Source organism: Bacillus sp. 205(2023) (assembly GCF_037027485.1).
Lineage (GTDB): Bacteria > Bacillota > Bacilli > Bacillales > Bacillaceae > Bacillus > Bacillus halotolerans.
In genome coordinates this window covers 1,053,236-1,075,281 of record NZ_JAXCHF010000001.1, presented here as the reverse complement: position 1 = coordinate 1,075,281, position 22,046 = coordinate 1,053,236, and the positions used below count along the sequence as shown (strand labels likewise).

Below are 22,046 nucleotides of genomic sequence, written 5' to 3'. Positions count from 1 at the left end.
ATGTGTATAGATGAAACTAGCAGTCATCGGAGCAATGGAAGAGGAAGTAACCATCCTAAGAAACAAACTGGAAAATGCAAAAACAGAAACGATCGCGCACTGTGAATTTACAACAGGCCAATATGAAGGAACTGAAGTCATTCTTTTAAAATCAGGAATCGGAAAAGTGAATGCTGCGATCAGCACGACACTTCTGCTTGATCGCTACAAGCCTGATTATGTGATTAACACAGGCTCAGCGGGCGGATTTCATCATACACTGAATGTGGGAGACGTTGTCATTTCTACTGACGTTCGCCATCATGATGTAGATGTAACGGCCTTTGATTATGAATACGGACAGGTGCCAGGCCTTCCGGCTGCTTACGCCGCAGATGAAACGCTGATCAGCATTACTGAAGAAGCGATTTCTGAGCTTGACGGCATTCAAGTTGCAAAAGGAACGATCGCAACAGGCGATTCCTTTATGAATGATCCGAAGCGGGTCGAAGAGGTGCGTGCGAGATTTTCTGATCTGTATGCGGTAGAAATGGAGGCAGCGGCAGTCGCTCAAGTGTGCCACCAGTTTAAAACGCCGTTTGTTGTGATCAGAGCATTATCTGATATCGCAGGAAAAGAATCACCTGTATCATTTGACCAATTTTTAGAGCAGGCTGCTGTTCACTCAACAGAGCTTGTGTTAAAAGTGATCAAACGAATTCATTAAAACGGGGGAGTGTTCTCCTCCGTTTTCCCTAAAACAACCTCTATCAAGGAGGAGGACATATATGACAGTTATTACGGACATTACCGAGCTGATTGGGAATACACCGCTTCTCCGCTTGAAGAATTTTGATATTCCTGAAGGTGTGGCTGTATATGCCAAGCTGGAAATGATGAACCCTGGCGGAAGCATAAAAGACAGACTGGGAGATATGCTGATCCGTGACGCCCTGGATTCAGGCAAAGTAAAGCCCGGGGGAGTCATTATAGAGGCAACGGCCGGAAATACAGGTATCGGGCTTGCCCTTAACGCCAGAAAACATGGTTTAAAAGCCATTTTCTGTGTTCCGGAACATTTCAGCAAAGAAAAGCAGCAAATTATGCAGGCGCTAGGAGCGTCAATCGTGCATACGCCGCGTAAAGACGGAATGCAGGGAGCCATTCGAAAAGCGATACAGCTGGAGAGGGAAATTGATAATTCCTATTGTGTTTTGCAATTTAAAAACCAAGTAAATCCATCGACTTACTATAAGACTCTTGGGCCTGAAATATGGAAAGCGCTTGACGGCAAGATTCATACGTTTGTCGCTGGGGCAGGATCAGGAGGCACATTCGCGGGAACAGCATCCTTCTTAAAAGAAAAACATCCCGCAGTCAAAACAGTAATTGTCGAACCGGAAGGCTCCATATTAAACGGCGGAGAGCCTCATGCTCATAAAACAGAAGGGATCGGCATGGAGTTTATCCCTGACTATATGGATGAAAGCCATTTTGATGCAATATATACGGTAACAGATGAGAATGCTTTTAGACTTGTTAAAGAAGCGGCTGAAAAAGAAGGCCTGCTGATCGGAAGCTCTTCAGGTGCAGCGCTTTATGCGGCATTGGAGGAAGCGAAAAAATCGTCTGCCGGAACAAATATTGTCACAGTATTCCCAGACAGCAGTGATCGATATATCAGCAAACATATATACGAAGGAGGCATCTGATATGAAGAAAAAAACATTGATGGTACATGGCGGGATCACAGGTGATGAGAAAACAGGAGCTGTTTCCGTTCCGATATATCAAGTGAGCACGTACAAGCAGCCGAAAGCAGGCCAGCATACCGGCTATGAATATTCAAGAACGGCCAACCCGACAAGAACTGCACTGGAAACGCTTGTGACAGAGCTCGAAGCCGGGGAAGCAGGTTATGCGTTCAGCTCAGGAATGGCTGCAATTACAGCTGTTATGATGCTGTTTAACAGCGGAGACCATGTTGTTTTGACTGATGACGTGTACGGCGGGACATATCGAGTGATGACAAAGGTGCTTAACCGTCTCGGCATTGAATCAACTTTTGTGGATACAAGCAGCGGAGAAGAAGTCGAAAAAGCGATTCGTCCCAATACAAAGGCAATTTATATTGAGACACCGACAAATCCGCTTCTCAAAATCACCGATCTATCACTGATGGCAGATATTGCGAAAAAAGCGGGTGTTCTTCTAATCGTAGACAACACCTTTAATACACCATATTTTCAGCAGCCGCTTACTTTAGGCGCTGATATCGTGCTTCACAGTGCGACTAAATATCTCGGCGGACACAGTGATGTTGTCGGCGGTTTAGTTATTACAGCTTCGAAAGAGCTTGGAGAAGAGCTGCATTTTGTGCAAAATTCAACAGGCGGCGTGCTCGGCCCTCAGGATTCATGGCTGTTAATGAGAGGGATCAAAACACTGGGGCTCAGAATGGAAGCAATCGATCAAAACGCGCGGAAAATCGCAAGTTTTCTTGAGCAACATCCTGCTGTTCAAACGTTATATTACCCTGGTTCTCCAAACCATCCGGGACATGAGCTTGCGAAATCTCAAGGATCAGGCTTTGGAGGCATGATCTCCTTTGATATTGGCAGTGAAGAGCGAGTGGATGCCTTTTTAGGCAAACTTAAGCTGTTTACAATTGCGGAAAGCCTGGGCGCTGTAGAAAGCTTAATTTCTGTTCCGGCTAGAATGACACATGCCTCTATTCCGAGAGAGCGCCGGCTTGAACTCGGCATTACAGACGGCTTGATCAGAATCTCTGTGGGAATAGAGGATGGGGAGGATTTGCTGGAAGATATCGAGCAGGCTCTTAACATTTTATAACAAATGGATAGATTTACTTTCTCTGTAAGCTGCCAGAGTATATTATAATAGTCATATACTATGAATCTGGCAGGTGATTCTTTTATGAAGAAGAATAGAATGAAATCATTAAAAGAAGACTACAAGCATTTCGCTTTTACCTTGCTTGCAGTCAGCACTTTTTTATATATAGGCGCGGTTCTTCCTGATCAGGGCTTAACGTTAGGCCAGAAATCAGTTATGTTTATGACGGATTGCGTATTTTTAGCCGGCGCTTTCTTTTGCGCCGACCGTTCACTCGTATATAAGAAGCGCTTGGAAGAAGCCGACGAATAAAAAACAGCCATCAACTGATGGCTGTTTTTTGTTATTCTTCCCGCAGCTCTTTTCCCATGCCTTTTAAAAACTGAAGGCCGAAGCCGACTGCTCTGTTAATATCAGGGTCGTTCATCGCTTTTAAGAGATCGAGAATGCCGACTTTCTTGTCTTCTTTTAAAAAGCTTTGCGCCTGTTCGGTTCCCGCCATTACGCTTTCTAAAAGCTTGCCTGTAAACGCAGGATCAGCCTTTGTCAAAGCGCCTCCAGCCGCCATCATCGTGTTGATGAGGTTTGTGACAGGCTCGCGAGATACCTGGCCAAGCGCGATTTTGGCGATGTCTTCTTTCGCCCTCAGCATGCTTGCTGCTGCATCAAAGATGCCAAGCTCATTAAGTTCACTCATTAACGTCATCGTTTTCGAGACGGCATCCTCATTTTCCGTCAGCAGCTCCTTCAGCTCCTCGATTTTCTCAAGCTTGATTTGCTCCGCTGTTTTTGTTTCTTTTTTGATCGTTGTAATCGGAGTGGCCATTTTCGTTTCCCCCTTTCATTTAATCAGTCAAATGGACATAACCCGGACGGTTCCATTTTCTTTCTGCCTCGACGCCGTTTTGCGGATTCCGTTTCTTGTTACGCGGATTTGTTTTAGGAAGCGGTGCGCTTTCGCAGCCTCCAAGCACCTCCATGCGAACCTTCGTCTGTTTGTAAGCAGGCGTGTTCGTGCGTTTATCAGCCGCAGGCCCTGTCAGGAAGTTAATCGCTGAATCCTTGTCTGTCGAGTTCATCGGCAGGTAGAGTTCATTTTTTCGCACACGGTCAGTAATGAGCGCATTTAATTTAACAGCTCCGAACGGAGATACGAGGCGAACCAGTGAACCGTCACAAATGCCGCGCTCCTGTGCAAGTTCCGGCGATACTTCGACGAATACATTCGGCACTTTGGATTGAATGCCTTTCGATTTATTTGTCATATTTCCTTCATGGAAATGCTCAAGCATCCGGCCGTTATTGATGTGAAGATCATATTCTTCAGGGAAAGCGGCAGGTTCAGTCCAATCAGACAGTGCAAAACGGGCTTTTTTGTCTGGGAAATTAAATCCGTCTTCATACAGAAGCGGCGTGCTTTCACCTGTGAAGCTGCCCCATAGGAAGGTGTTCCAGCCTTCAAGCACCTCATAGCTGGCTTTTCCAAACAGAGGAGAAAGACTCGCCATTTCAGAGAAAATGTCGCTTGGATGGCTGTAGCTCCATCCGGCTCCTAAGCGGTTTGCCACCTCTTGAATAATCCACCAGTCCGGTTTCGCGTCTCCAAGTGTCGGAAGCGCTTGATACAATCGCTGCACACGGCGCTCTGTATTGGTAAACGTTCCATCTTTCTCAAGAGATGGAGTGGCAGGCAAGACGACATCGGCATATTGAGCCGTTCTCGACAGGAAAATGTCCTGAACCACGAAGAAATCAAGGCTTGATAAAATATCATGCACATGGTTCGCATTCGAATCGACCAGTGCCATATCTTCACCAACAAGGTACATGGCCTTCATCTTGCCTTCTTCAATGGAATGAAGCATTTGAATATTGTCTAAACCTGGTTTTCCTTCAATCTCCACACCATAAGCCTTTTCAAATTTGGCGCGTGCTTCGTCATCTGTAATATGCTGATATCCCGGAAGCCAGCCTGGCAATGTCCCCATGTCGCAAGCGCCTTGAACGTTATTGTGTCCGCGCAGAGGATAAGCGCCGGCACCCGGACGGCGGTAGTTGCCTGTTGCCAGAAGCAGGTTCGAAATCGCTGCTGACGTATCAGAGCCGCCCGTATTTTGAGTAACACCCATTCCCCAAAGAACACAAGTGCCGTCAGCATCACGAATCATCTCGGCAATTTGAATGATGCTTTCTTTTGAGAGGCCTGTGATGCGTTCCGCATAATCAAGCGTATAGGTTTTAAGTGTTTCTTTATAGTCTTCAAAGTAGTTCACGTTCTCATCAATAAACGCTTGATCATGCCAGCCTTGGTCGATCATATATTTCGTAACGGCCATCAGCCATACTTGGTCTGTACCTTGTTTAGGGCTGATGAACAGATCAGACCGTTCAGCCATCTCATTTTTCCGCAGGTCGGCAACGATTAATTTTTGTCCATGGAGCTTGTGTGCACGTTTGACCCGTGTTGCAAGCACCGGATGTCCTTCAGCCGGATTGGCGCCGACGATGATGACGAGTCCGGCTTTGGCAATATCTTTAATCGTGCCGGCGTCACCGCCCATGCCGACCGTACGGAACAACCCGTCTGTAGCAGGAGACTGACAGTAGCGAGAGCAGTTATCGACGTTATTTGTTTCAAATACCTGACGCGCTAATTTTTGGATGACATAGTTTTCTTCATTCGTAATTTTAGAAGAAGAAATGAATCCGACAGAGCCTTTGCCGTATGTCTCTTTAATTGTACCTAATCTGCTTGCGACAAGATCGAGGGCTTCTTCCCAAGAAGATTCCACAAAAGCCCCGTTTTTACGGATTAAAGGCTTTGTGATCCGCTCTTCAGAATTAACGAAATCCCAGCCGAATTTCCCTTTGACACATGTAGAAATTGCGTTAACAGGAGCGTCAGAAACAGGCTGGATTTTTAAAATATCCCGTCCTTTTGTCCATACTTCAAAGGAACAGCCGACACCGCAGAACGTACATACCGTTTTTGTTTTTTTCGTTCTTGTTTCACGCATTGCCGCTTCAACTTCAGAAATGGCAAAAATGCTGCTGTACCCCGGTTCAACATTTTTGACAAGGTCAATCATTGGTTCCATGACATCCTGCTTGATACCCGTCATAAAGCCAGCCTGGCCAAGCATTGATTTTTCCATCAGTGCATTACACGGACAAACCGTGACACATTGGCCGCAGCTGACACAAGAAGATTCGTTGATTGAAACTCCTTCATCCCAAATAACCCGCGGACGTTCGCGTTCCCAGTCGATAGAGAGTGTTTCATTGACTTGAAGGTTCTGACACACCTCAACACACTGGCCGCAGGCGATGCATTGGTTTGGATCATATCGGTAAAAAGGGGGAGACATATCAACCGCACAAGACGGATCTTCTTTTGGCGTATAAGGGTATTTTTGATGCTCGATCCCCATCATTTCCGCTGTATTATGCAGTGTACAGTTCCCATTGTTATTATCGCAAACCGTACAATACAGCAAATGATTTTCAAGAAGGCGATCCATTGCTTCGGTTTGTGCCTCTTTCACCCGATTTCCCGAAAGATCAATTGACATTCCGTTTTCAGCGACCGTAGAGCATGAACGAACCAGCTTGCCGTCTGCCTCTACAATGCATGTATCGCATGTTTGAATCGGATCAACCTCTGGGACGTGGCAGATTTGCGGATACTCAATCCCATTTTCATTTAAAATATCTAAAATTGTGGCCCCTGCTCGTGCTTGAATTTCTGTTCCGTCAACGCGGACACTGATCGACTTATCGTCCATCATATTCATATTCCCCTCCATCTTTCTTTCAAGAAGTCAAAAAAGCCATGTATAGATACACCTGTCTTTCATTCACAGAAGGTGTAAACACACATGGCGGAATAGTTCACTAGCAAGTCTTACTAACAGACCAATCCTTGATTTTTATAAACCGATAGACTCATAACAAGATCCTATTACAAATCCATCAACACTGCTTTTATTATAAAGTGATATTTATTATAATACAATATGACAGGAAAATTTTAACCAAGTGAAATGTCCTGAGGGGAACCGGGAACGGCCTTTTTTAAGGCAAAATCGGAAGGGGTAATCAGCATGTCAAAGAAAATTCATGAGTTCAATGATATTATTCGAAAACTTCGCAAGGAATTGTTCGGCAAAGGACCTGAACGGATTCACACGGTATTTGTAGATAATATGGCTGTGTCGACGCTCTACGGCAACCTGAGCGCGAGCGAGCAGTTTATCGCCCGCACGCCTGAGGGAAGAGAAATGGTGCATGCGGCTCGGACAAGCCTGATTCAAGACCTTTACTCTAAAAAAACGCCGGAAGGAATGGAGGAGCTGATCGGGGCTAAGCTTGTTCATTTGTTTTCTGATATCAAAATTGAAGAAAATATCGCCGTATCTGTTTTTGTCTTTGACCGAAAAATTGACGACCAAAAAGAAGTCCTTTTTAACTAGCATATTTGCCATTGACACAAAATTGTCACATTTGATATGATGTTTTTACTGCAGTTATAGAAGGACAAAAGCAATGGAATGTATGCACGAACTGTATATATTCTCTATCAATATCTTAATTCTGCTTGATGTTGTTGTATGGGTATGCACACAAGTTAGGCAGCATTCAAACACCTGATTGATACAGGTTATTTGAGTGCTGCCTTTTTTGATGCTTTTCTTTTATAACTGTAAAAATGGAGAAACAATGGGGGCGTATGTAGTATGGGTTTTCGGAAACCGGATGAAATAGCAGAAGCAGCAATTGAAGCAGGGATGAAAAAGGTAAAGCTTCCGCTGCTGTCTCTCTTGGTGCTGGGTTTTTTAGGCGGTGCTTTTATCGCACTCGGTTATTTGCTTGATATCAGGGTGATCGGCGATCTTCCGAAAGAATGGGGAAGCCTGTCCAGTTTTATCGGGGCTGCGGTATTTCCTGTAGGATTGATCCTTGTGGTTCTTGCAGGGGCTGAACTGATAACAGGAAATATGATGTCAATGGCAATGGCATTATTTTCGAGAAAAATATCACTAAAGGAATTGGCGGTTAATTGGGTGATCGTTACCATTATGAATCTGGTCGGCGCTTTGTTTGTTGCTTACTTTTTCGGCCATCTTGTCGGCTTAACCGAAACGGGGCCATATTTGGAAAAGACGATCGCTGTCGCGCAAGGCAAGCTTGATATGAGCTTTGGCAAGGTTCTCGTTTCCGGCATCGGCTGTAACTGGCTGGTGTGTCTTGCAGTTTGGCTTTCCTTCGGTGCTCAAGATGGCGCAGGGAAAATTGTTGGCATATGGTTCCCTGTCATGGCCTTTGTGGCAATCGGATTTCAGCACGTTGTCGCCAACATGTTTGTAATTCCGGCTGCCATTTTTGCAGGCTCGTTTACGTGGGGGCAGTTTATCGGAAACCTCATTCCGGCTTTTATCGGCAATGTTATTGGAGGAGCAGTGTTTGTCGGATTCATCTATTTTATCGCATATCATAAGAAAGACCGCTCCAGAAAAGAAATGAAACAGGTATCATAAACAAGGGACAAAGACAGTTGATGAATCACACAATTTACGTCCATTTTTAGAAAAAGATGTTTACAAAATGGAATTTAGTGGATATACTTACGAAGTAAGAAAAAAAGCAAAGGAGGCTGAATCAAAATGACAATGCGACAACGACGCAGACCAGTTAATGGCTCACGCAATGTACAAGGAATTTATAATGGTTTATTCAGCCTGTGGAAGAGTCCGTGTCCTTCCTTAACCGATGCTTATCGCACGCATTAAATTCGGAATCGTCGGACATACGCAACTCCCCGCAGGCAGTAGAGACATGGGTGTCTTCTTTTGTCTGCGGTTTTTATGTGCCCGCAGCAGGGAGATGCCGCGGGTTATTTCGCTTGGAGCGGACTTTGAAAGGGGGTGAGCGATATGACGATTAACCTATTCTTTTTGACTTTAACGATTAACAAACGGTTTAAAAGCCCGGAAGAGTTCGAACAAGAACAGCAGATCGAGCAGATTTATGATGAAATGAAAAAATCTCAGCTGAAACATCTTTATTTGACAAACTGGCGCTAAAAAAAAGGAAACAAAATACAGAAGGGAGAGATGACAAATGCTTAAAATGGAACTATTGATGCATTATACGATGGAGAAGGACCAAGTGTAGCGAATGAAGCTGTCAAAGAAATGCCGTCCTGCATATCATAAAAAAGCAGCACTTTATGTAAGGGCAGGTGATGGCATGATGAACTTTCAACAAAAAAGGCTGCCGTCGATAGGTCATGGTTATGCATCCATGCCGCATTCCTTCAAACACGGCTATGGCAATCCATTCCGTCAGCAGAGGCTGGCGGCGATGCAGCAGCAAAGGCTGTATATGTTCCCATATCATTGGCATTAAAAAGCAGGCGGAAAACATTTTGTTTTCTGCCTTTTTTTGCGGGGAAAAATGAAAATGTTCAGTTCTGTTGAAACATTTCTAAACACATTGCCGTCTAGTTGATATCTTCATTCTGTATAAGAAATGAAGCGATGTTTATTTTTTCAATATAATAAATAAGCACAGGAAACCAAAAGCAGGTGTTTAAAATGCTAGAAAACAAACTTTATAAACGAGCGAACCTATTGAAATTATTTTCTGGGAAATATAAGCAAACTAAAATAATTGAGCATATGATGATTGATTCTATAGACATACAAGAAAATGACAGAATTTTAGAAATCGGAACCGGAAACGGCTCTGTCTTTAAGACAATAACGGGAAAACTTGAAAAGGGAAGCATAAAAAGCATCGACTCTTCTAAGCGAAAAGTAAGACAGGTATCTCGTGCAATCCAAAAGCAAAAGAAAACAGATCAAGGGGGCATTTTCCATGGTCATCCGGAAAGGATCCCCTTTGAAGACCGTACCTTCAATAAAGTATTTTCTTTACATACGGTTCAGGCTTGTACTGATGTCAGGCTCGCATTAAGAGAGATTTATCGAGTGCTTCAAATTGACGGCCGATTTTACATCAGTATTGATAACAATGCAGAAAAAAACGAGAAAAAATATATTCAATTGCTGCAAAATCAGCATTTTAGAGACATTTCTGTCATCAGACGCGATTCGTGTCTTTGTATTGTCGCTGTTAAATAAAAAATTTCTCGGGAAATATATCCAGACTTCTGACATTCAGGGATTTGGGTATATTTTCTTAATTTTATATTTTTTGCATAGCATTTATATTAAAAAAAGTTTTTTTCATATAAACTATAAACATAAGAATGGGTAAGAGGTGATTTGAGACAGAGTGGATATCATTTATGAACAACCGGAATGAATGTTCATTCCTAAATGGATCGGAGGTTTTAAGTTTACATGGCATCCGCACTTATCAGTAAATACGATTTGATCATGAAGGCATCGCTTTCGCTTTTTACGGAAAGAGGATTTGATGCCACCACCATCCCAATGATAGCAAAAAGAGCTGAAGTTGGTACAGGCACGATTTATCGCTACTTTGACAGCAAAGAAACACTCGTCAATGTTTTGTTTCAAGAAAGCATTCAGCGTTTTTCAGAAAAGGTAAAGCGAAATTATTCTGAAATGCCTGTCAGAGAGGGCTTTCGCCACATATTTTGCTGTCTCGTTCAATTTACGAAGGAGAGCGACTACGCGCTATTTTTCCTTGAAACGAAAAAGGATGCTCACTATTTAAATGAAACAAGCAAAAAAATGATAGAAAACCTGACTCAAATGCTTGACGATTTCTTTAACAAGGGAAAAACAGAAGGAGTGATCCGCTCCTTGCCCTCCAATGTATTAATTGCGATTGTATTAGGCGCATTTCTCAAGTTGTATCAGCTTGTGCAACAAGGTGATATAGAGATGAATGCTGATTTGATTTCTGAATTGGAGCAATGCTGCTGGGACGCGATTAAACTTCATTCATTGACTTCAGAAGAATAAAGAAAGGAAGATGTTTATGAAACAGGCAAGTGCAATACCTCAGCCGAAAACATACGGACCTTTAAAAAACCTCCCGCATTTGGAAAAGGAACAGCTTTCCCAATCCTTATGGCGGATTGCTGATGAGTTAGGGCCGATTTTCCGTTTCGATTTTCCTGGTGTATCCGGCGTTTTCGTATCAGGCCATGAACTCGTTGCTGAAGTGTGTGACGAGAGCCGATTTGACAAAAACCTTGGAAAAGGCTTGCTGAAAGTGCGTGAGTTCGGAGGAGACGGGTTGTTTACTAGCTGGACGCACGAGCCGAATTGGCAGAAAGCCCATCGTATTCTGCTGCCGAGCTTCAGTCAAAAAGCAATGAAAGGCTATCATTCTATGATGCTGGATATCGCGACACAGCTGATTCAAAAATGGAGCCGGCTGAATCCGAATGAAGAAATTGACGTGGCGGACGATATGACCCGCCTGACGCTTGATACCATCGGGTTATGCGGATTTAACTATCGGTTTAACAGCTTTTACCGTGATACGCAGCATCCGTTTATCACCAGCATGCTCCGGGCTTTAAAAGAAGGAATGAATCAAACAAAAAGACTGGGCCTGCAGGATAAGATGATGGTCAAAACGAGACAGCAGTTCCAAAAGGATATCGAAGTGATGAATTCGCTGGTTGACAGAATTATAGCAGAGCGAAAAGCAAACCCGGACCAAAACATTAAGGATCTGTTATCGCTCATGCTTTATGCGAAAGATCCTGTAACGGGTGAGACACTGGATGATGAAAACATCAGATATCAAATCATCACGTTTTTAATCGCAGGCCATGAAACAACGAGCGGCTTGCTTTCCTTTGCGATTTACTGTCTGCTTAAACATCCGGAAAAACTTAAAAAAGCTCAAGAGGAAGCCGATCGCGTGTTAACGGAAGACACGCCTGAATATAAACACATTCAGCAGCTGAAATATGTTCGGATGGTTCTCAATGAAACGCTTAGGCTGTATCCGACAGCGCCCGCTTTTTCTCTTTATGCCAAGGAGGATACAGTTTTAGGCGGCGAATACCCTATCAGTAAAGGACAGCCCGTATCCGTCTTGATCCCAAAACTTCACAGAGATCAAAACGCTTGGGGTGAAGATGCAGAAGATTTTCGTCCGGAACGGTTTGAGAACCCTGAGAATATTCCTCACCATGCGTATAAACCGTTTGGAAACGGCCAGCGGGCGTGTATCGGGATGCAGTTTGCGCTTCAAGAAGCGACAATGGTTCTCGGACTTGTATTAAAGCACTTTGAATTGATGAATCACACTGGTTACGAGCTCAAAATCAAAGAGGCATTAACAATTAAACCGGATGATTTTAAAATTACAGTGAAACCAAGGAAAACGGTCCAAATGAATGTTCAGAAAAAAGAACAGACTGGCACCGCGCACGAAACAAAGGAAAACGAGACAAAACCTAAACACGGCACACCTTTACTCGTTCTTTACGGTTCAAACCTCGGCACCGCAGAAGGCATGGCAGGTGAATTGGCAGCTTACGGGCGCCGGCTCGGCTTTACAGCGGAAACTGCACCTCTTGATGATTACATTGGAAAACTCCCCGACCAAGGCGCTGTTGTCATTGTGACTGCCTCATATAACGGAGCGCCGCCTGATAATGCTGCTGGCTTTGTCGAGTGGCTGGGAGAGTTGGAGGAAGGTCAATTAAAGGGTGTTTCCTATGCGGTATTTGGCTGCGGAAACCGGAGCTGGGCCAGCACGTATCAGCGAATTCCTCGCCTTATCGATGACATGATGGCATCAAAAGGAGCATCACGATTGACATCCATTGGGGAAGGCGATGCGGCCGATGACTTTGAAAGCCATCGCGAGTCTTGGGAGAACCGCTTTTGGAAGGAAACAATGGAAGCCTTTCACGTGAATGAAATAACCGAGAAAGAAACGAAGCCGTCACTATCCATTACATTCCTCAGTGAAGCAACAGAGACACCGCTTGCTAAAGCGTATGGCGCGTTTGAAGGTATCGTTCTTGAAAACCGTGAGCTTCAGACAGCAAGCAGTTTGCGTTCGACGCGTCATATAGAATTGGAGCTCCCTGACTCAAAAACGTATAAAGAAGGCGACCACATCGGAATATTGCCGAAAAACAGTCAAGAGCTGGTTCAACGGGTTCTCAACCGATTCGATTTGCAGCCGCAGGCTGTGATAAAACTGAACGGGAGCCCGCATATGGCTCACCTTCCGCTGGATCGGCCGATCAGAGTGACGGAGTTATTATCATCCTACGTAGAGCTGCAGGATTCTGCTTCAAGGCTTCAGCTTCGTGAGCTGGCTTCATATACAGTATGCCCGCCTCATAAAAAAGAGCTGGAATTACTTGTATCGAGTGATGAAATGTACAAGGAACAGGTTCTGACAAAACGTGTGACAATGCTGGATCTGTTAGAGGACTATCCGGCCTGTGAAATGCCGTTTGAACGGTTTTTAGAGCTTTTGCCATCACTAAAGCCGAGATATTATTCAATTTCAAGCTCACCGAAGGTCAAAGCAAATAGGGTCAGTATGACGGTGGGAGTTGTAAAGGCCTCAGCTTGGAGCGGACGCGGAGAATACAAGGGCGTTGCATCCAATTATTTAGCCGGACTCCGTCAAGGTGATACGGTTGCCTGTTTCATTCGGACGCCGCAATCTGGGTTCCAACTGCCTGATGATCCTGAAACCCCTCTTATTATGGTGGGGCCGGGTACAGGAATTGCGCCATTCAGAGGTTTCATCCAGGCCAGATCCGTTCTGAAGAAGGAAGGAAGTGCGCTTGGAGAAGCTCATTTATACTTCGGATGCCGGCGTCCTGATCATGACGATCTTTATAAAGAAGAGCTTGATAAGGCGGAAAAAGCCGGTTTGGTAACAGTCCATCGATGCTATTCACGAATGGAAGACGAACCAAAAGTATATGTTCAGCACTTGCTAAAACAAGATGCACATAAATTAATTTCACTGATCGAGAAAGGTGCGCACGTTTATATATGCGGCGATGGTGCGCAAATGGCTCCTGAAGTAGAGAACACACTGCGTGCGGCTTATGAAGCTGACAAAGGAGCAAGTCAGGAAGCGTCAGCAGAATGGCTGAAGAAGCTGCAAGATCAAAAACGTTATGTAAAAGATGTATGGACTGGAATGTAAGTAAAAATAAATCCCGCCAGAGATGGCGGGATTGCTTTAGCATGTGAAAAAAACCGGCACGATATTGAAATCTACTGAAAAGGATGTTATAGGGAGTATCGCGCCGGCCTTGTTATTATTATCGTCCGAAAGATATAAAACTTTAGGTTTTTTTCTGGTTTTTTATAAATAAATAGTTATAAAGTTATATATTTGTATCTTGGAGTTTAATTTTCCAGAAACTTAATCAAACGTTTTTTCCTTTTTATTCTTGCATCTCATCCTGCCGTTTGAGTTAGACTATCCGATTTGAGACTATGCATTTGTCTGTTCGCTTCCTCACACTCCAATCTAGTCAGAGGATGTTCCATGATGATATAGACGCTCAAGATGTTTTCTGTAATGAAAATCATGAACCAAACGAATCGTCGGTCTGATTAAAAGCAGGAAACTGCCAACCGCAAACAGCCATATCCCTGCAGACATTAATTCATCGTAAAAGAAGAAAAAGCTGCCGATTAAAAATAAAGCGCCAATGATAAAATCGTTTACTGTATAGAGAACTTTATATCGTTTTTTGAAAAAAAGCTCGTATCGATTTATTTGCTTTTTCATCTCTTTTTCTGCATTAGCTTCCACGATGATCCCTCCATTCTATATTTGCTTACCCTCACGTAAACGATAGGTAAACATAAGAGCTTCACAGCTAGAAATAAAAATGATGAGGACCATATATAGGTCAGCCATTTCTCAAGTTAGGAAGGGCGGTAGTTTGTGAGTTTTCTTATACCTATTTATTAACATAAATTGAAAAATGTTGTAATATAAATGGACCATAAGCGAAGGGGGTGGCAATATGAATAAAGAATCGAAGGTTATTATCGTATTAGGTGAGTTTGAGAACGAAGCGGAAGGAATAATTTTAGAATGCAGAATATAAATTACCAATAGATTAGGTTTTATGCCTGGTCCATGTCATCAATGTGAACGGCAATCCTTTTTTAAAAGCAGTTTGCTGCACGCAGCTGGAATTGATCTATCGCAAAAAAGAGGTCTAAGCAGGACCTCTTTTTTGCTAATCTATTTTATTGCCTGAATGATAAGAGCGGTTAAAGCTTTAGCCCCTTGAGGAACCAAGTGTACGCCGTCGGGGGTGAAATACTCCGGATGCTGGAGAGCTTCTGTATGCCAGTCAATCAACGTAATATTGTTATGCGTGTTAGCCTGCTGCCGCAAAGCTTCATTCACCTTGCTTTCCCATTGCCGGGGAACCCGCGTATTGACAAGATAGATATGAGCTTTTGAGAAAGATGTAAGCAATTGATCGATTTGGCTGTTTGTAAAATAGCCATTGGTTCCCAGTTCAATGATGACGGCTTTATTCGGCTGATTAAAAGACTTGTATTCCCGTGTCAGTTCTAAAGCTTGAGACATTTGTCTTCCCACCTTCCCATCAATTATGACATGTGAAAGAGACTGACGGAGGCTGGAGGCGATATCAAGCATGACGGAATCCCCTATAGCTAATACTTCTTTATCAGCAGCTGCCGGTTCTTTCTGAGATTTTATGTCCTTTTTTTTCTTAGTCTCCTGTCCTTTTGCGCTCGTTTCCTCTTGATCTTTAGTTGAGGCTGTTGTTTTTTGTTTGGATTTGTTTTCTCCGTCTTTATCGGATGCTGCCATCTTTCTATGCTCTGACGTCTGGTTTGTGTCAGCGCTTGTTTCTTGTGAGCTATACGTCCATTGCGGATGTTTTTTCTCTCCGGCTACCCCTGACAGTCCCCCTGCAAAAATAAGCATAGCGAGAATGACGAAGCCAATTGACATTTTGCTGATGACAGATGTCGTTTTCCATTCCCGAATTCTATGAATAAAAGCCCGGCAGAAAAATGACTTAACCCCTTCTGTCCGTATCGGCTTCTCAATAAAATGATAGGAAAGCTCGGCGAGTATAAATGTAGCGATGATCTTTAGCGCAATATGCCAAAAAACAGGGTTTCCGATTTCTTGAACCGGCGTGCTTAACACAATAACAGGGTAGTGCCAAAGATAAATACCGTAAGACCTCGTTCCAAGCCAACGAAGAGGCCTCCATGAAAGCAGAATGCCCAAAAAGCTGCTCGGATGGGATACACATGCAATAAGGACCGCTGCGGTAATGCTTATTAAAAACATTCCGCCTCTGTAAAGAAAAGGTTCGTATTCATCTGTAAAATAGACACACAAAACTAAAATACAAAACGCCGATAGTTCTGTGCCATACAAAAGGCGCTTCAGTTTGTATGGCAGCCTGTTGGAAGACAGCCTTTTCATCGGCCATATCAGAGCCAGAGCACATCCTATGAGAAGTTCAAACGAACGAGTATCTGTGCCGTAATACACGCGACTCGGATCTCCGCCGGGTTCATACAGTACGCTCATCATCACGGCTGAACAGAGCGCAAGCAACGATACCGCTGCCGCCAGTTTCGCACGGTTTTTAAATATGTACATTCCAGCAACCAAGAACATCGGCCATACAATATAAAATTGCTCTTCAATTGCCAATGACCAAAGGTTTTTAAGCGGTGACGGGGATCCGAAGCTATCAAAATACGAGAGTTTATGAAAAATAAACCACCAATTGCTCATGTAAAAGAGAGAAGAGATGGCATCTCCGCGCACAGTGTGCAGAAGTTCCCGGTTGCACACGACGACCCAAATAACAGCGGAAATGATCATAAGGTAAGCCGCTGGCAGAAGCCGCCGAATTCGGCGCACCCAAAAGTCCCGAAAATCAAGGCTGATATTATTTCCATGTGCCGGCAATATAATAGATGTAATTAAGTAGCCTGATAATACAAAAAAGATATCAACTCCAATGAAGCCACCGTTAGCCCAATTGAAGTTTAGGTGATAAGCGATAACTGCCAGGACGGCAAAAGCCCGAAGGCCATCGAGTCCAGTGATGTAGCGGTGATGCTGTGTCTTGTGATACATGGTATTCCTCCAATAATGTGCAGATATTCTTGTTGTTTTGGCTGCAAGGTTACGCCTTCTTGATATTTGTCAGGTCCCTTTGCGAAAGGGAAAACACCCATGACAGATGATGACATGGATGTTTTTCTGTTATCGAACATAACGTTCTCCCATGAGCAGATTTGAGATGACGCTGGTCGGAATTTTAAACTCTGTAACGCCCATATAGCCGGGGGCAACTTCATATTCATCAAATGAAATCACAAGTTTATGGTCTTCTGTAATATAAAACGTTTGATCAGGCTGAATGTGTTTGAATGGTTCTGCATCCTCGTCAGTGACCCAATAGATTTTATTTGGATCTTCCTTCATTTGCTGTTTCATTTGTTCTTTGATGTTTTGGCTGATGACTTTGATATAGCGGTCATCTTTAAATAAGCTTTTTAAGGTAAGTAAGATATCATTCTTTTTGTCAATTGTGATATAACGGCTTTGTGTGTAAGATGATGCTTGTGTTTTTTCAATATCTCGCCGAATAGAAATTAAATCTGGCGTGTCTGTTACTGTCTCGTAATCACTGTAAATGCTGAGATGTCCTTTTTTATTTTTGGATGTGGACTGTATAAATTCTTTATACATCTGCTTGCTTTCTTTCAAATATTTCTGGTTGATGCTGTTTTCAAGCTCTTTATTAGAAAGTCCCGACAGAGCAGGCGTTTTGACATCGATGCTTGATTCATCTTTCTCTTCTTTGATCTCAATAAAAGTGATGGCTTTGACGATCTTGCCGATGACAGGGATTTTTGACATAGCTTGAGCTGCATCTGGGTTGATGTTGACAAGTGCAGTGAATAAAATAGCTGCCGCGACAGCTGCTGATGTCGGCCACATGACGATTCTTTTCTTTTTTGGTTTTTGCTGAAGGGCTTTTTCGACAATGATATCCAGTTCTTTAGGAATCTGGACATTTTTATATTCTTCTCTTAATTGCTGTAATCTCTTATCCATTAAGAAAGATCCTCCTTCGTCAACTGAATGCGCATCAGCTTCAATGCTCTGTAAAGGCGCGTTTTGACGGTATTCAAGTTTTCCCCTGTAATTTCCGCAATTTCTTCTAATTTGAGGTCTTCAAAAAAACGCAAAATAATAATTGTTTTATAGTGTGACGGCAATTCGTCGAGCGCTTCATGAAGATCAGTGTCCTTATAGTGATCTTCCTTTCCTGAGCTTAAAAACTCTATCGTTTCGTCATCCATCACCTTTAACTTTTTTTGTTTTCGCAAAAAATCAATAGCTGTACGTACTAAGATTTTATAAAACCAGCTTTTTATCGTCTCAGGGTTTCTGACCGTTTCAACTGAGCTGAGCGCTTTTTTTATAGATTCCTGAATAATATCTAATGCGTCATCTTGATTTTTCACATAACTGAAGGCTAACCTGTAGAAATCTTGCTTATGGTCAGTTATGCATGTGACAAGCAACGCTTTTATTGTTTGTTTTTTCTTCATTGCAATAAAGGGCTCCTTTTTGAATATACGTATATCGTAGGACGTTACCTAGGATAGACGGGGCAGTTTGAAAAATAGTTTGCGCAGATATTATTTTTTTAAAAAAAGTGATCAGGAGCGGGAGGGGAGGATCAATTGCTTAAAAATAAACGGAAAAGACCCTATTAATGGGGGAGTGCATAAAAAAACATGACTTGTTGATACAAGCCATGTTTTTTGGTTACATGGTATACAGGAAATATCATGTGTTCTATTCCAAGTAATGTTTTTTAAAATCTGAGTGGATTGAAAATTTGCGTCGTAACTGGATGAGGTTTTTTCCAAAACTATCTTCTAAAAGCCCTCTATGCTTCTTCATAATTTCCATGAGATACAGATCATGAATGATCACTTCTGTAATAGGCATGACTAAACCTACATGCATCGTCCATGCAGCACGGCTATCGTTGCCAAGAGAGACAATACCTGCTACTACTTCTGAATCATCTCCGCTATATACAAGCCACCGTCCGTCATACTCTTCTGTAATTTCACTGCTCATATCATGAAGGTACACATTAGCAAAATCAGATGCGATATCTCCGTAGGCAATAATGGTGACAATGACACCTTTATTTGCCGCCTGTCTCAGCTCTGATTCCACCTCTTTGAAATCCTCTTTCCAGATCTCCAAGAGGATTCTTTTTTTTGCTGATAATATACAAGCCTTCACCTTTTCAAGAATTTCACTGCGGCCGGTAATATTCCAGATATTTTCCCGGTCATTTGCGGTCTGTTCGAATTTTTCAAAGTATTTTTCAGCCTGGTCAAAATTCTCTTCCGCTTTGAGCCGTCGGTTTTTAATCAGTTCTTTAGCGGGTACAGGGACATACTGAGGCGTGTTTCCGTGGCTTACAAAAACATCTCCTCTTAAGACAAGGCTTTCCAAGACTTCATATATTTTTGAACGAGGCACGCCGGAATTTTTGGCTACCGCATAGCCGGTTAAAGGCGATTCTTGCAATAATGCCAGATAAGCTTTTGATTCATATTCGGTAAAATTGAGGTTTTTTAAAATGTCTAACATATTTTCCTTCATACATCCTCCAATATAAAGAGCAGTCGCTGCCTTTGTAATCGCTATTTTAACAAACCATATTGATTTTTTCCAAACGTATTGATACACTTTTTGTAGGGAGTTACTTTAGTAGTCACTATATATTAAGGCGATTCATTTAAAGGGGGAAAGAACATGCACAGCTTACTCGCATACATACCGATCGCTGCCATGATGGTTATCATTCCAGGAGCAGATACGATGCTTGTTATGAAAAATACCCTTAGGTATGGCGCAAAGGCTGGCCGATATAATATTCTTGGATTGGCAACGGGACTATCTTTTTGGACGGTTATTGCCATTCTAGGTTTATCAATGGTCATTGCCAAGTCGGTGATTCTTTTTACAACAATCAAATATTTGGGAGCAGCATACTTAATTTATTTAGGGATAAAAAGTTTTTTTGCAAAAAATATGTTTTCTTTAGACGATATGCAAGCTCAAGCAAAAACCGCAGCAATTTCTCCGAAACGACACTATAAATCTTCCTTTATGCAAGGGTCACTCAGTAACATTCTCAATCCCAAAACGGTTTTGGTCTATGTCACGATCATGCCCCAATTCATCAATCTGAAGGGAAATGTAAACCAGCAGCTTATTATTTTAGCTTCAATTCTCACCCTATTAGCGGTGTTATGGTTCCTCTTTCTCGTTTATATCATTGATTACGCAAAAAAATGGATGAAAAATCCCAAGTTCCAGAAAGCTTTTCAAAAAATAACGGGAATCATATTAGTTGGGTTTGGTATTAAAACTGGTTTAAATTGATGTCACGGCCACTTATCAAAAGACTCCGTTCATATTTTGAACGGAGTCTTTTGATAAATATGGAGATTAAATCACGGAGGCAGGTATGTTTTTAGCTTCAGCATACGTTTATTTGGAGACATTCGTACGGGAAAAGATCATGACACTACATGAGCGGGATCGTAAAACATGGAATATCCAGTGCCTCGCAGCACACAAAAAAGACAAGGGATAAACAGCTCCCTTGTCTTTTTTTATGATTTCACTTAGTATGACGAACTTTATAAGCAATCATCAATAAGAGAAACCAAACTGGAGTGACAAATAGGGAAACACGCGTATCTTTCGCGAGTGCCAGCACAACCAGTATGAACACTAGGAAAGCCAGTGTTACGTAATTGGATAATGGAAAAAGCGGCATTTTAAATGTATTCACCTTTGCTGCATCCGGTCTTGTTTTCCGATATTTCAAATGGCAAATCACAATAATGCCCCAAATAAAGATGAAGCATATAGTAGAAACACTTGTGATAAGCGTAAAGACTTGCTCTGGCATTACATAGTTCAGAATAACACCAATAAGAATGGCAATGGCTGAAAAGAACAATGCATTGCTTGGTACATTTGAGGCAGTCAGCTTTTGCAATGGGTCAGGTGCATGATGATCCTTGGCAAGCGAGTATACCATCCGGCTTGTACTAAATAAAGCACTATTGCCAGCTGAAGCAGCAGATGTCAGTACAACAAAATTAATGATGCTGGCGGCTGCTGTGATACCGACCGCTGAGAATACTTGAACAAATGGGCTTTCAGCAGGATTGATGATATTCCATGGATAAATACTCATAATCACAAGAAGAGCGCCAATATAAAAAAGCAAAATTCGAATAGGGATATTGTTAATTGCTTTAGGGATTACTTTTTCTGGGTTTTCTGCTTCGCCTGCAGTAAGCCCCACAAGTTCAATGCCCGTAAATGCAAACACGACCATCTGGAATGAGAGGATAAATCCATGTAAACCATTTGGAAACATGCCGCCGTGACTCCAAAGATTCGTGAAGGAGGCGATGTTTGACTGTGTGGAAAATCCTTTTATGATCAAGACAATACCGATAACAATCAGTGCCAGTATTGCGATGATTTTGATTAATGCGAACCAGAACTCCAATTCACCAAAAAGTTTTACAGTCGCTAGATTCATGATGAGCAACATCATAAGCGCAATGAACCCTGGCATCCATTGGGGTACACCAGGAAACCAATATTGTGTATAAAGACCGACAGCTGTTAAATCAGCCATAGCAAGTGAGATCCAGCAAAACCAGTACGTCCAGCCGGTAATAAATGCTGCCATATTTCCTAAATAATCACTTACAAAATCGACAAAAGAGTGATATCCCGCGTTAGATAAGAGCAGCTCTCCCAGTGAACGCATAATGAAAAAGAGAAATACGCCCGTGATCATGTAAGCAAATAAAATAGAGGGTCCTGAAAAATGTATTGATTTCCCTGATCCTAGGAATAAACCAGTTCCGATTGCCCCCCCAATCGCTATGAGTTGTATGTGCCTGTTTTTAAGGCCTCTGGACAATTTCCGTTTGTGCAGAGAATTGTCCATAGTGGAATCGTCCGTCACTTTATGTTTTCCTCCAATAAAAAATATAGTTATCTTGGTTGTTTAGGAATCATAGCTTCCTGAATTTTTTATCTATCATTATAACAGGAAACTTATATTATATTAAATTTTATTGATTTTTTTAATTAAATGTAACTAATGTATCTAT

20 protein-coding genes are annotated in these 22,046 nt (G+C 42.5%); 12 read left to right on the top strand and 8 right to left on the bottom strand.

The window, feature by feature from the left end; all coding sequences use genetic code 11:
• Positions 1–10: 10 nt before the first annotated feature.
• The 4 genes from mtnN (at position 11) to WA325_RS05480 (ending at position 3,147) form a co-directional block, all read left to right on the top strand.
• Positions 11–706, top strand: coding sequence for a 5'-methylthioadenosine/S-adenosylhomocysteine nucleosidase (mtnN, locus tag WA325_RS05495; RefSeq protein ID WP_248337289.1), 696 nt, complete (start codon positions 11–13; stop codon positions 704–706).
• 61 nt (positions 707–767) lie between these two features.
• On the top strand, positions 768–1,691 hold the full coding sequence (locus WA325_RS05490; RefSeq protein ID WP_202853639.1) for an O-acetylserine dependent cystathionine beta-synthase: 924 nt from the start codon (positions 768–770) through the stop codon (positions 1,689–1,691).
• 1 nt (position 1,692) lies between these two features.
• Complete coding sequence (locus WA325_RS05485; protein WP_248337291.1) at positions 1,693–2,832, top strand: bifunctional cystathionine gamma-lyase/homocysteine desulfhydrase; 1,140 nt, start codon at positions 1,693–1,695, stop codon at positions 2,830–2,832.
• 84 nt (positions 2,833–2,916) lie between these two features.
• Entirely contained in the window at positions 2,917–3,147 is a 231-nt protein-coding gene (locus WA325_RS05480) for a YrhC family protein (RefSeq protein ID WP_010335091.1), read from the top strand.
• 31 nt (positions 3,148–3,178) lie between these two features.
• Here the strand turns inward: WA325_RS05480 and WA325_RS05475 are convergent, their stop codons facing one another.
• Positions 3,179–3,661 carry a DUF1641 domain-containing protein gene (locus WA325_RS05475; protein ID WP_010335090.1) on the bottom strand — a complete coding sequence of 161 codons (483 nt, stop codon included), beginning with the start codon at positions 3,659–3,661 and terminating at the stop codon, positions 3,179–3,181.
• A gap of 19 nt (positions 3,662–3,680) precedes the next feature.
• Entirely contained in the window at positions 3,681–6,623 is a 2,943-nt protein-coding gene (fdhF, locus tag WA325_RS05470) for a formate dehydrogenase subunit alpha (protein ID WP_336183293.1), read from the bottom strand.
• A 315-nt stretch (positions 6,624–6,938) separates the two neighbouring features.
• On the opposite strand from fdhF, the gene WA325_RS05465 reads away from it, so the two are divergent.
• The 7 genes from WA325_RS05465 (at position 6,939) to cypB (ending at position 13,974) form a co-directional block, all read left to right on the top strand.
• Positions 6,939–7,307: a DUF2294 domain-containing protein gene (locus WA325_RS05465; RefSeq protein ID WP_024122287.1), complete on the top strand. Its 369-nt coding sequence runs from the start codon at positions 6,939–6,941 to the stop codon at positions 7,305–7,307.
• 264 nt (positions 7,308–7,571) lie between these two features.
• On the top strand, positions 7,572–8,372 hold the full coding sequence (locus WA325_RS05460) for a formate/nitrite transporter family protein (protein WP_105953523.1): 801 nt from the start codon (positions 7,572–7,574) through the stop codon (positions 8,370–8,372).
• 396 nt (positions 8,373–8,768) lie between these two features.
• Positions 8,769–8,918: a YrzI family small protein gene (locus WA325_RS05455; protein WP_105953524.1), complete on the top strand. Its 150-nt coding sequence runs from the start codon at positions 8,769–8,771 to the stop codon at positions 8,916–8,918.
• Between the two features lie 166 nt (positions 8,919–9,084).
• Positions 9,085–9,243, top strand: coding sequence for a hypothetical protein (locus WA325_RS05450; protein WP_125825436.1), 159 nt, complete (start codon positions 9,085–9,087; stop codon positions 9,241–9,243).
• Between the two features lie 188 nt (positions 9,244–9,431).
• Entirely contained in the window at positions 9,432–9,980 is a 549-nt protein-coding gene (locus tag WA325_RS05445) for a class I SAM-dependent methyltransferase (protein WP_227597894.1), read from the top strand.
• A gap of 222 nt (positions 9,981–10,202) precedes the next feature.
• On the top strand, positions 10,203–10,793 hold the full coding sequence (locus WA325_RS05440; RefSeq protein ID WP_024122281.1) for a TetR/AcrR family transcriptional regulator: 591 nt from the start codon (positions 10,203–10,205) through the stop codon (positions 10,791–10,793).
• Positions 10,794–10,809: 16 nt separating this feature from the next.
• Positions 10,810–13,974, top strand: coding sequence for a bifunctional cytochrome P450/NADPH--P450 reductase CypB (gene cypB / locus WA325_RS05435; protein ID WP_202853952.1), 3,165 nt, complete (start codon positions 10,810–10,812; stop codon positions 13,972–13,974).
• 330 nt (positions 13,975–14,304) lie between these two features.
• On the opposite strand, the gene WA325_RS05430 is transcribed toward cypB, so the two are convergent.
• The 5 genes from WA325_RS05430 to WA325_RS05410 form a co-directional block, all read right to left on the bottom strand.
• Positions 14,305–14,568, bottom strand: a complete 264-nt coding sequence (locus WA325_RS05430; protein WP_207203690.1) for a YrhK family protein — start codon at positions 14,566–14,568, stop codon at positions 14,305–14,307.
• A gap of 465 nt (positions 14,569–15,033) precedes the next feature.
• Positions 15,034–16,932, bottom strand: a complete 1,899-nt coding sequence (locus WA325_RS05425; RefSeq protein ID WP_336183292.1) for an acyltransferase family protein — start codon at positions 16,930–16,932, stop codon at positions 15,034–15,036.
• Positions 16,933–17,061: 129 nt separating this feature from the next.
• Positions 17,062–17,919 (bottom strand): anti-sigma-V factor RsiV, encoded by an 858-nt coding sequence (gene rsiV, locus WA325_RS05420; protein WP_151174392.1) that lies wholly within the window; start codon positions 17,917–17,919, stop codon positions 17,062–17,064.
• Positions 17,919–18,419 carry an RNA polymerase sigma factor SigV gene (gene sigV / locus WA325_RS05415; RefSeq protein ID WP_024122276.1) on the bottom strand — a complete coding sequence of 167 codons (501 nt, stop codon included), beginning with the start codon at positions 18,417–18,419 and terminating at the stop codon, positions 17,919–17,921. The genes rsiV and sigV overlap by 1 nt, the downstream gene beginning before the upstream one ends.
• Before the next feature lie 250 nt (positions 18,420–18,669).
• A complete protein-coding gene (locus WA325_RS05410; protein WP_059293538.1) occupies positions 18,670–19,497 on the bottom strand; it encodes a TrmB family transcriptional regulator in 828 nt (275 codons plus the stop codon).
• Between the two features lie 153 nt (positions 19,498–19,650).
• On the opposite strand from WA325_RS05410, the gene WA325_RS05405 reads away from it, so the two are divergent.
• The gene (locus WA325_RS05405; RefSeq protein WP_024122275.1) at positions 19,651–20,283 is read left to right on the top strand and encodes a LysE family transporter; all 633 of its coding nucleotides are present in this window, start codon (positions 19,651–19,653) and stop codon (positions 20,281–20,283) included.
• Positions 20,284–20,524: 241 nt separating this feature from the next.
• Here WA325_RS05405 and WA325_RS05400 read toward each other — a convergent pair whose 3' ends face one another.
• Positions 20,525–21,898 (bottom strand): amino acid permease, encoded by a 1,374-nt coding sequence (locus tag WA325_RS05400; protein WP_248337307.1) that lies wholly within the window; start codon positions 21,896–21,898, stop codon positions 20,525–20,527.
• Positions 21,899–22,046 lie beyond the last annotated feature (148 nt).

Excerpts from the sequence above, each read along its gene's own strand:
- WA325_RS05490 (WP_202853639.1), top strand. The coding sequence starts at position 768 with ATGACAGTTATTACGGACATTACCGAGCTGATTGGGAATACACCGCTT.
- WA325_RS05485 (WP_248337291.1), top strand. The coding sequence starts at position 1,693 with ATGAAGAAAAAAACATTGATGGTACATGGCGGGATCACAGGTGATGAG.
- mtnN (WP_248337289.1), top strand. The coding sequence starts at position 11 with ATGAAACTAGCAGTCATCGGAGCAATGGAAGAGGAAGTAACCATCCTA.
- WA325_RS05460 (WP_105953523.1), top strand. The coding sequence starts at position 7,572 with ATGGGTTTTCGGAAACCGGATGAAATAGCAGAAGCAGCAATTGAAGCA.
- fdhF (WP_336183293.1), bottom strand. The coding sequence starts at position 6,623 with ATGATGGACGATAAGTCGATCAGTGTCCGCGTTGACGGAACAGAAATT.
- WA325_RS05445 (WP_227597894.1), top strand. The coding sequence starts at position 9,432 with ATGCTAGAAAACAAACTTTATAAACGAGCGAACCTATTGAAATTATTT.
- WA325_RS05440 (WP_024122281.1), top strand. The coding sequence starts at position 10,203 with ATGGCATCCGCACTTATCAGTAAATACGATTTGATCATGAAGGCATCG.
- WA325_RS05425 (WP_336183292.1), bottom strand. The coding sequence starts at position 16,932 with ATGTATCACAAGACACAGCATCACCGCTACATCACTGGACTCGATGGC.
- WA325_RS05475 (WP_010335090.1), bottom strand. The coding sequence starts at position 3,661 with ATGGCCACTCCGATTACAACGATCAAAAAAGAAACAAAAACAGCGGAG.
- WA325_RS05430 (WP_207203690.1), bottom strand. The coding sequence starts at position 14,568 with ATGAAAAAGCAAATAAATCGATACGAGCTTTTTTTCAAAAAACGATAT.
- WA325_RS05405 (WP_024122275.1), top strand. The coding sequence starts at position 19,651 with ATGCACAGCTTACTCGCATACATACCGATCGCTGCCATGATGGTTATC.
- WA325_RS05450 (WP_125825436.1), top strand. The coding sequence starts at position 9,085 with ATGATGAACTTTCAACAAAAAAGGCTGCCGTCGATAGGTCATGGTTAT.
- sigV (WP_024122276.1), bottom strand. The coding sequence starts at position 18,419 with ATGAAGAAAAAACAAACAATAAAAGCGTTGCTTGTCACATGCATAACT.
- WA325_RS05480 (WP_010335091.1), top strand. The coding sequence starts at position 2,917 with ATGAAGAAGAATAGAATGAAATCATTAAAAGAAGACTACAAGCATTTC.
- WA325_RS05410 (WP_059293538.1), bottom strand. The coding sequence starts at position 19,497 with ATGAAGGAAAATATGTTAGACATTTTAAAAAACCTCAATTTTACCGAA.
- WA325_RS05465 (WP_024122287.1), top strand. The coding sequence starts at position 6,939 with ATGTCAAAGAAAATTCATGAGTTCAATGATATTATTCGAAAACTTCGC.
- rsiV (WP_151174392.1), bottom strand. The coding sequence starts at position 17,919 with ATGGATAAGAGATTACAGCAATTAAGAGAAGAATATAAAAATGTCCAG.
- WA325_RS05455 (WP_105953524.1), top strand. The coding sequence starts at position 8,769 with ATGACGATTAACCTATTCTTTTTGACTTTAACGATTAACAAACGGTTT.
- cypB (WP_202853952.1), top strand. The coding sequence starts at position 10,810 with ATGAAACAGGCAAGTGCAATACCTCAGCCGAAAACATACGGACCTTTA.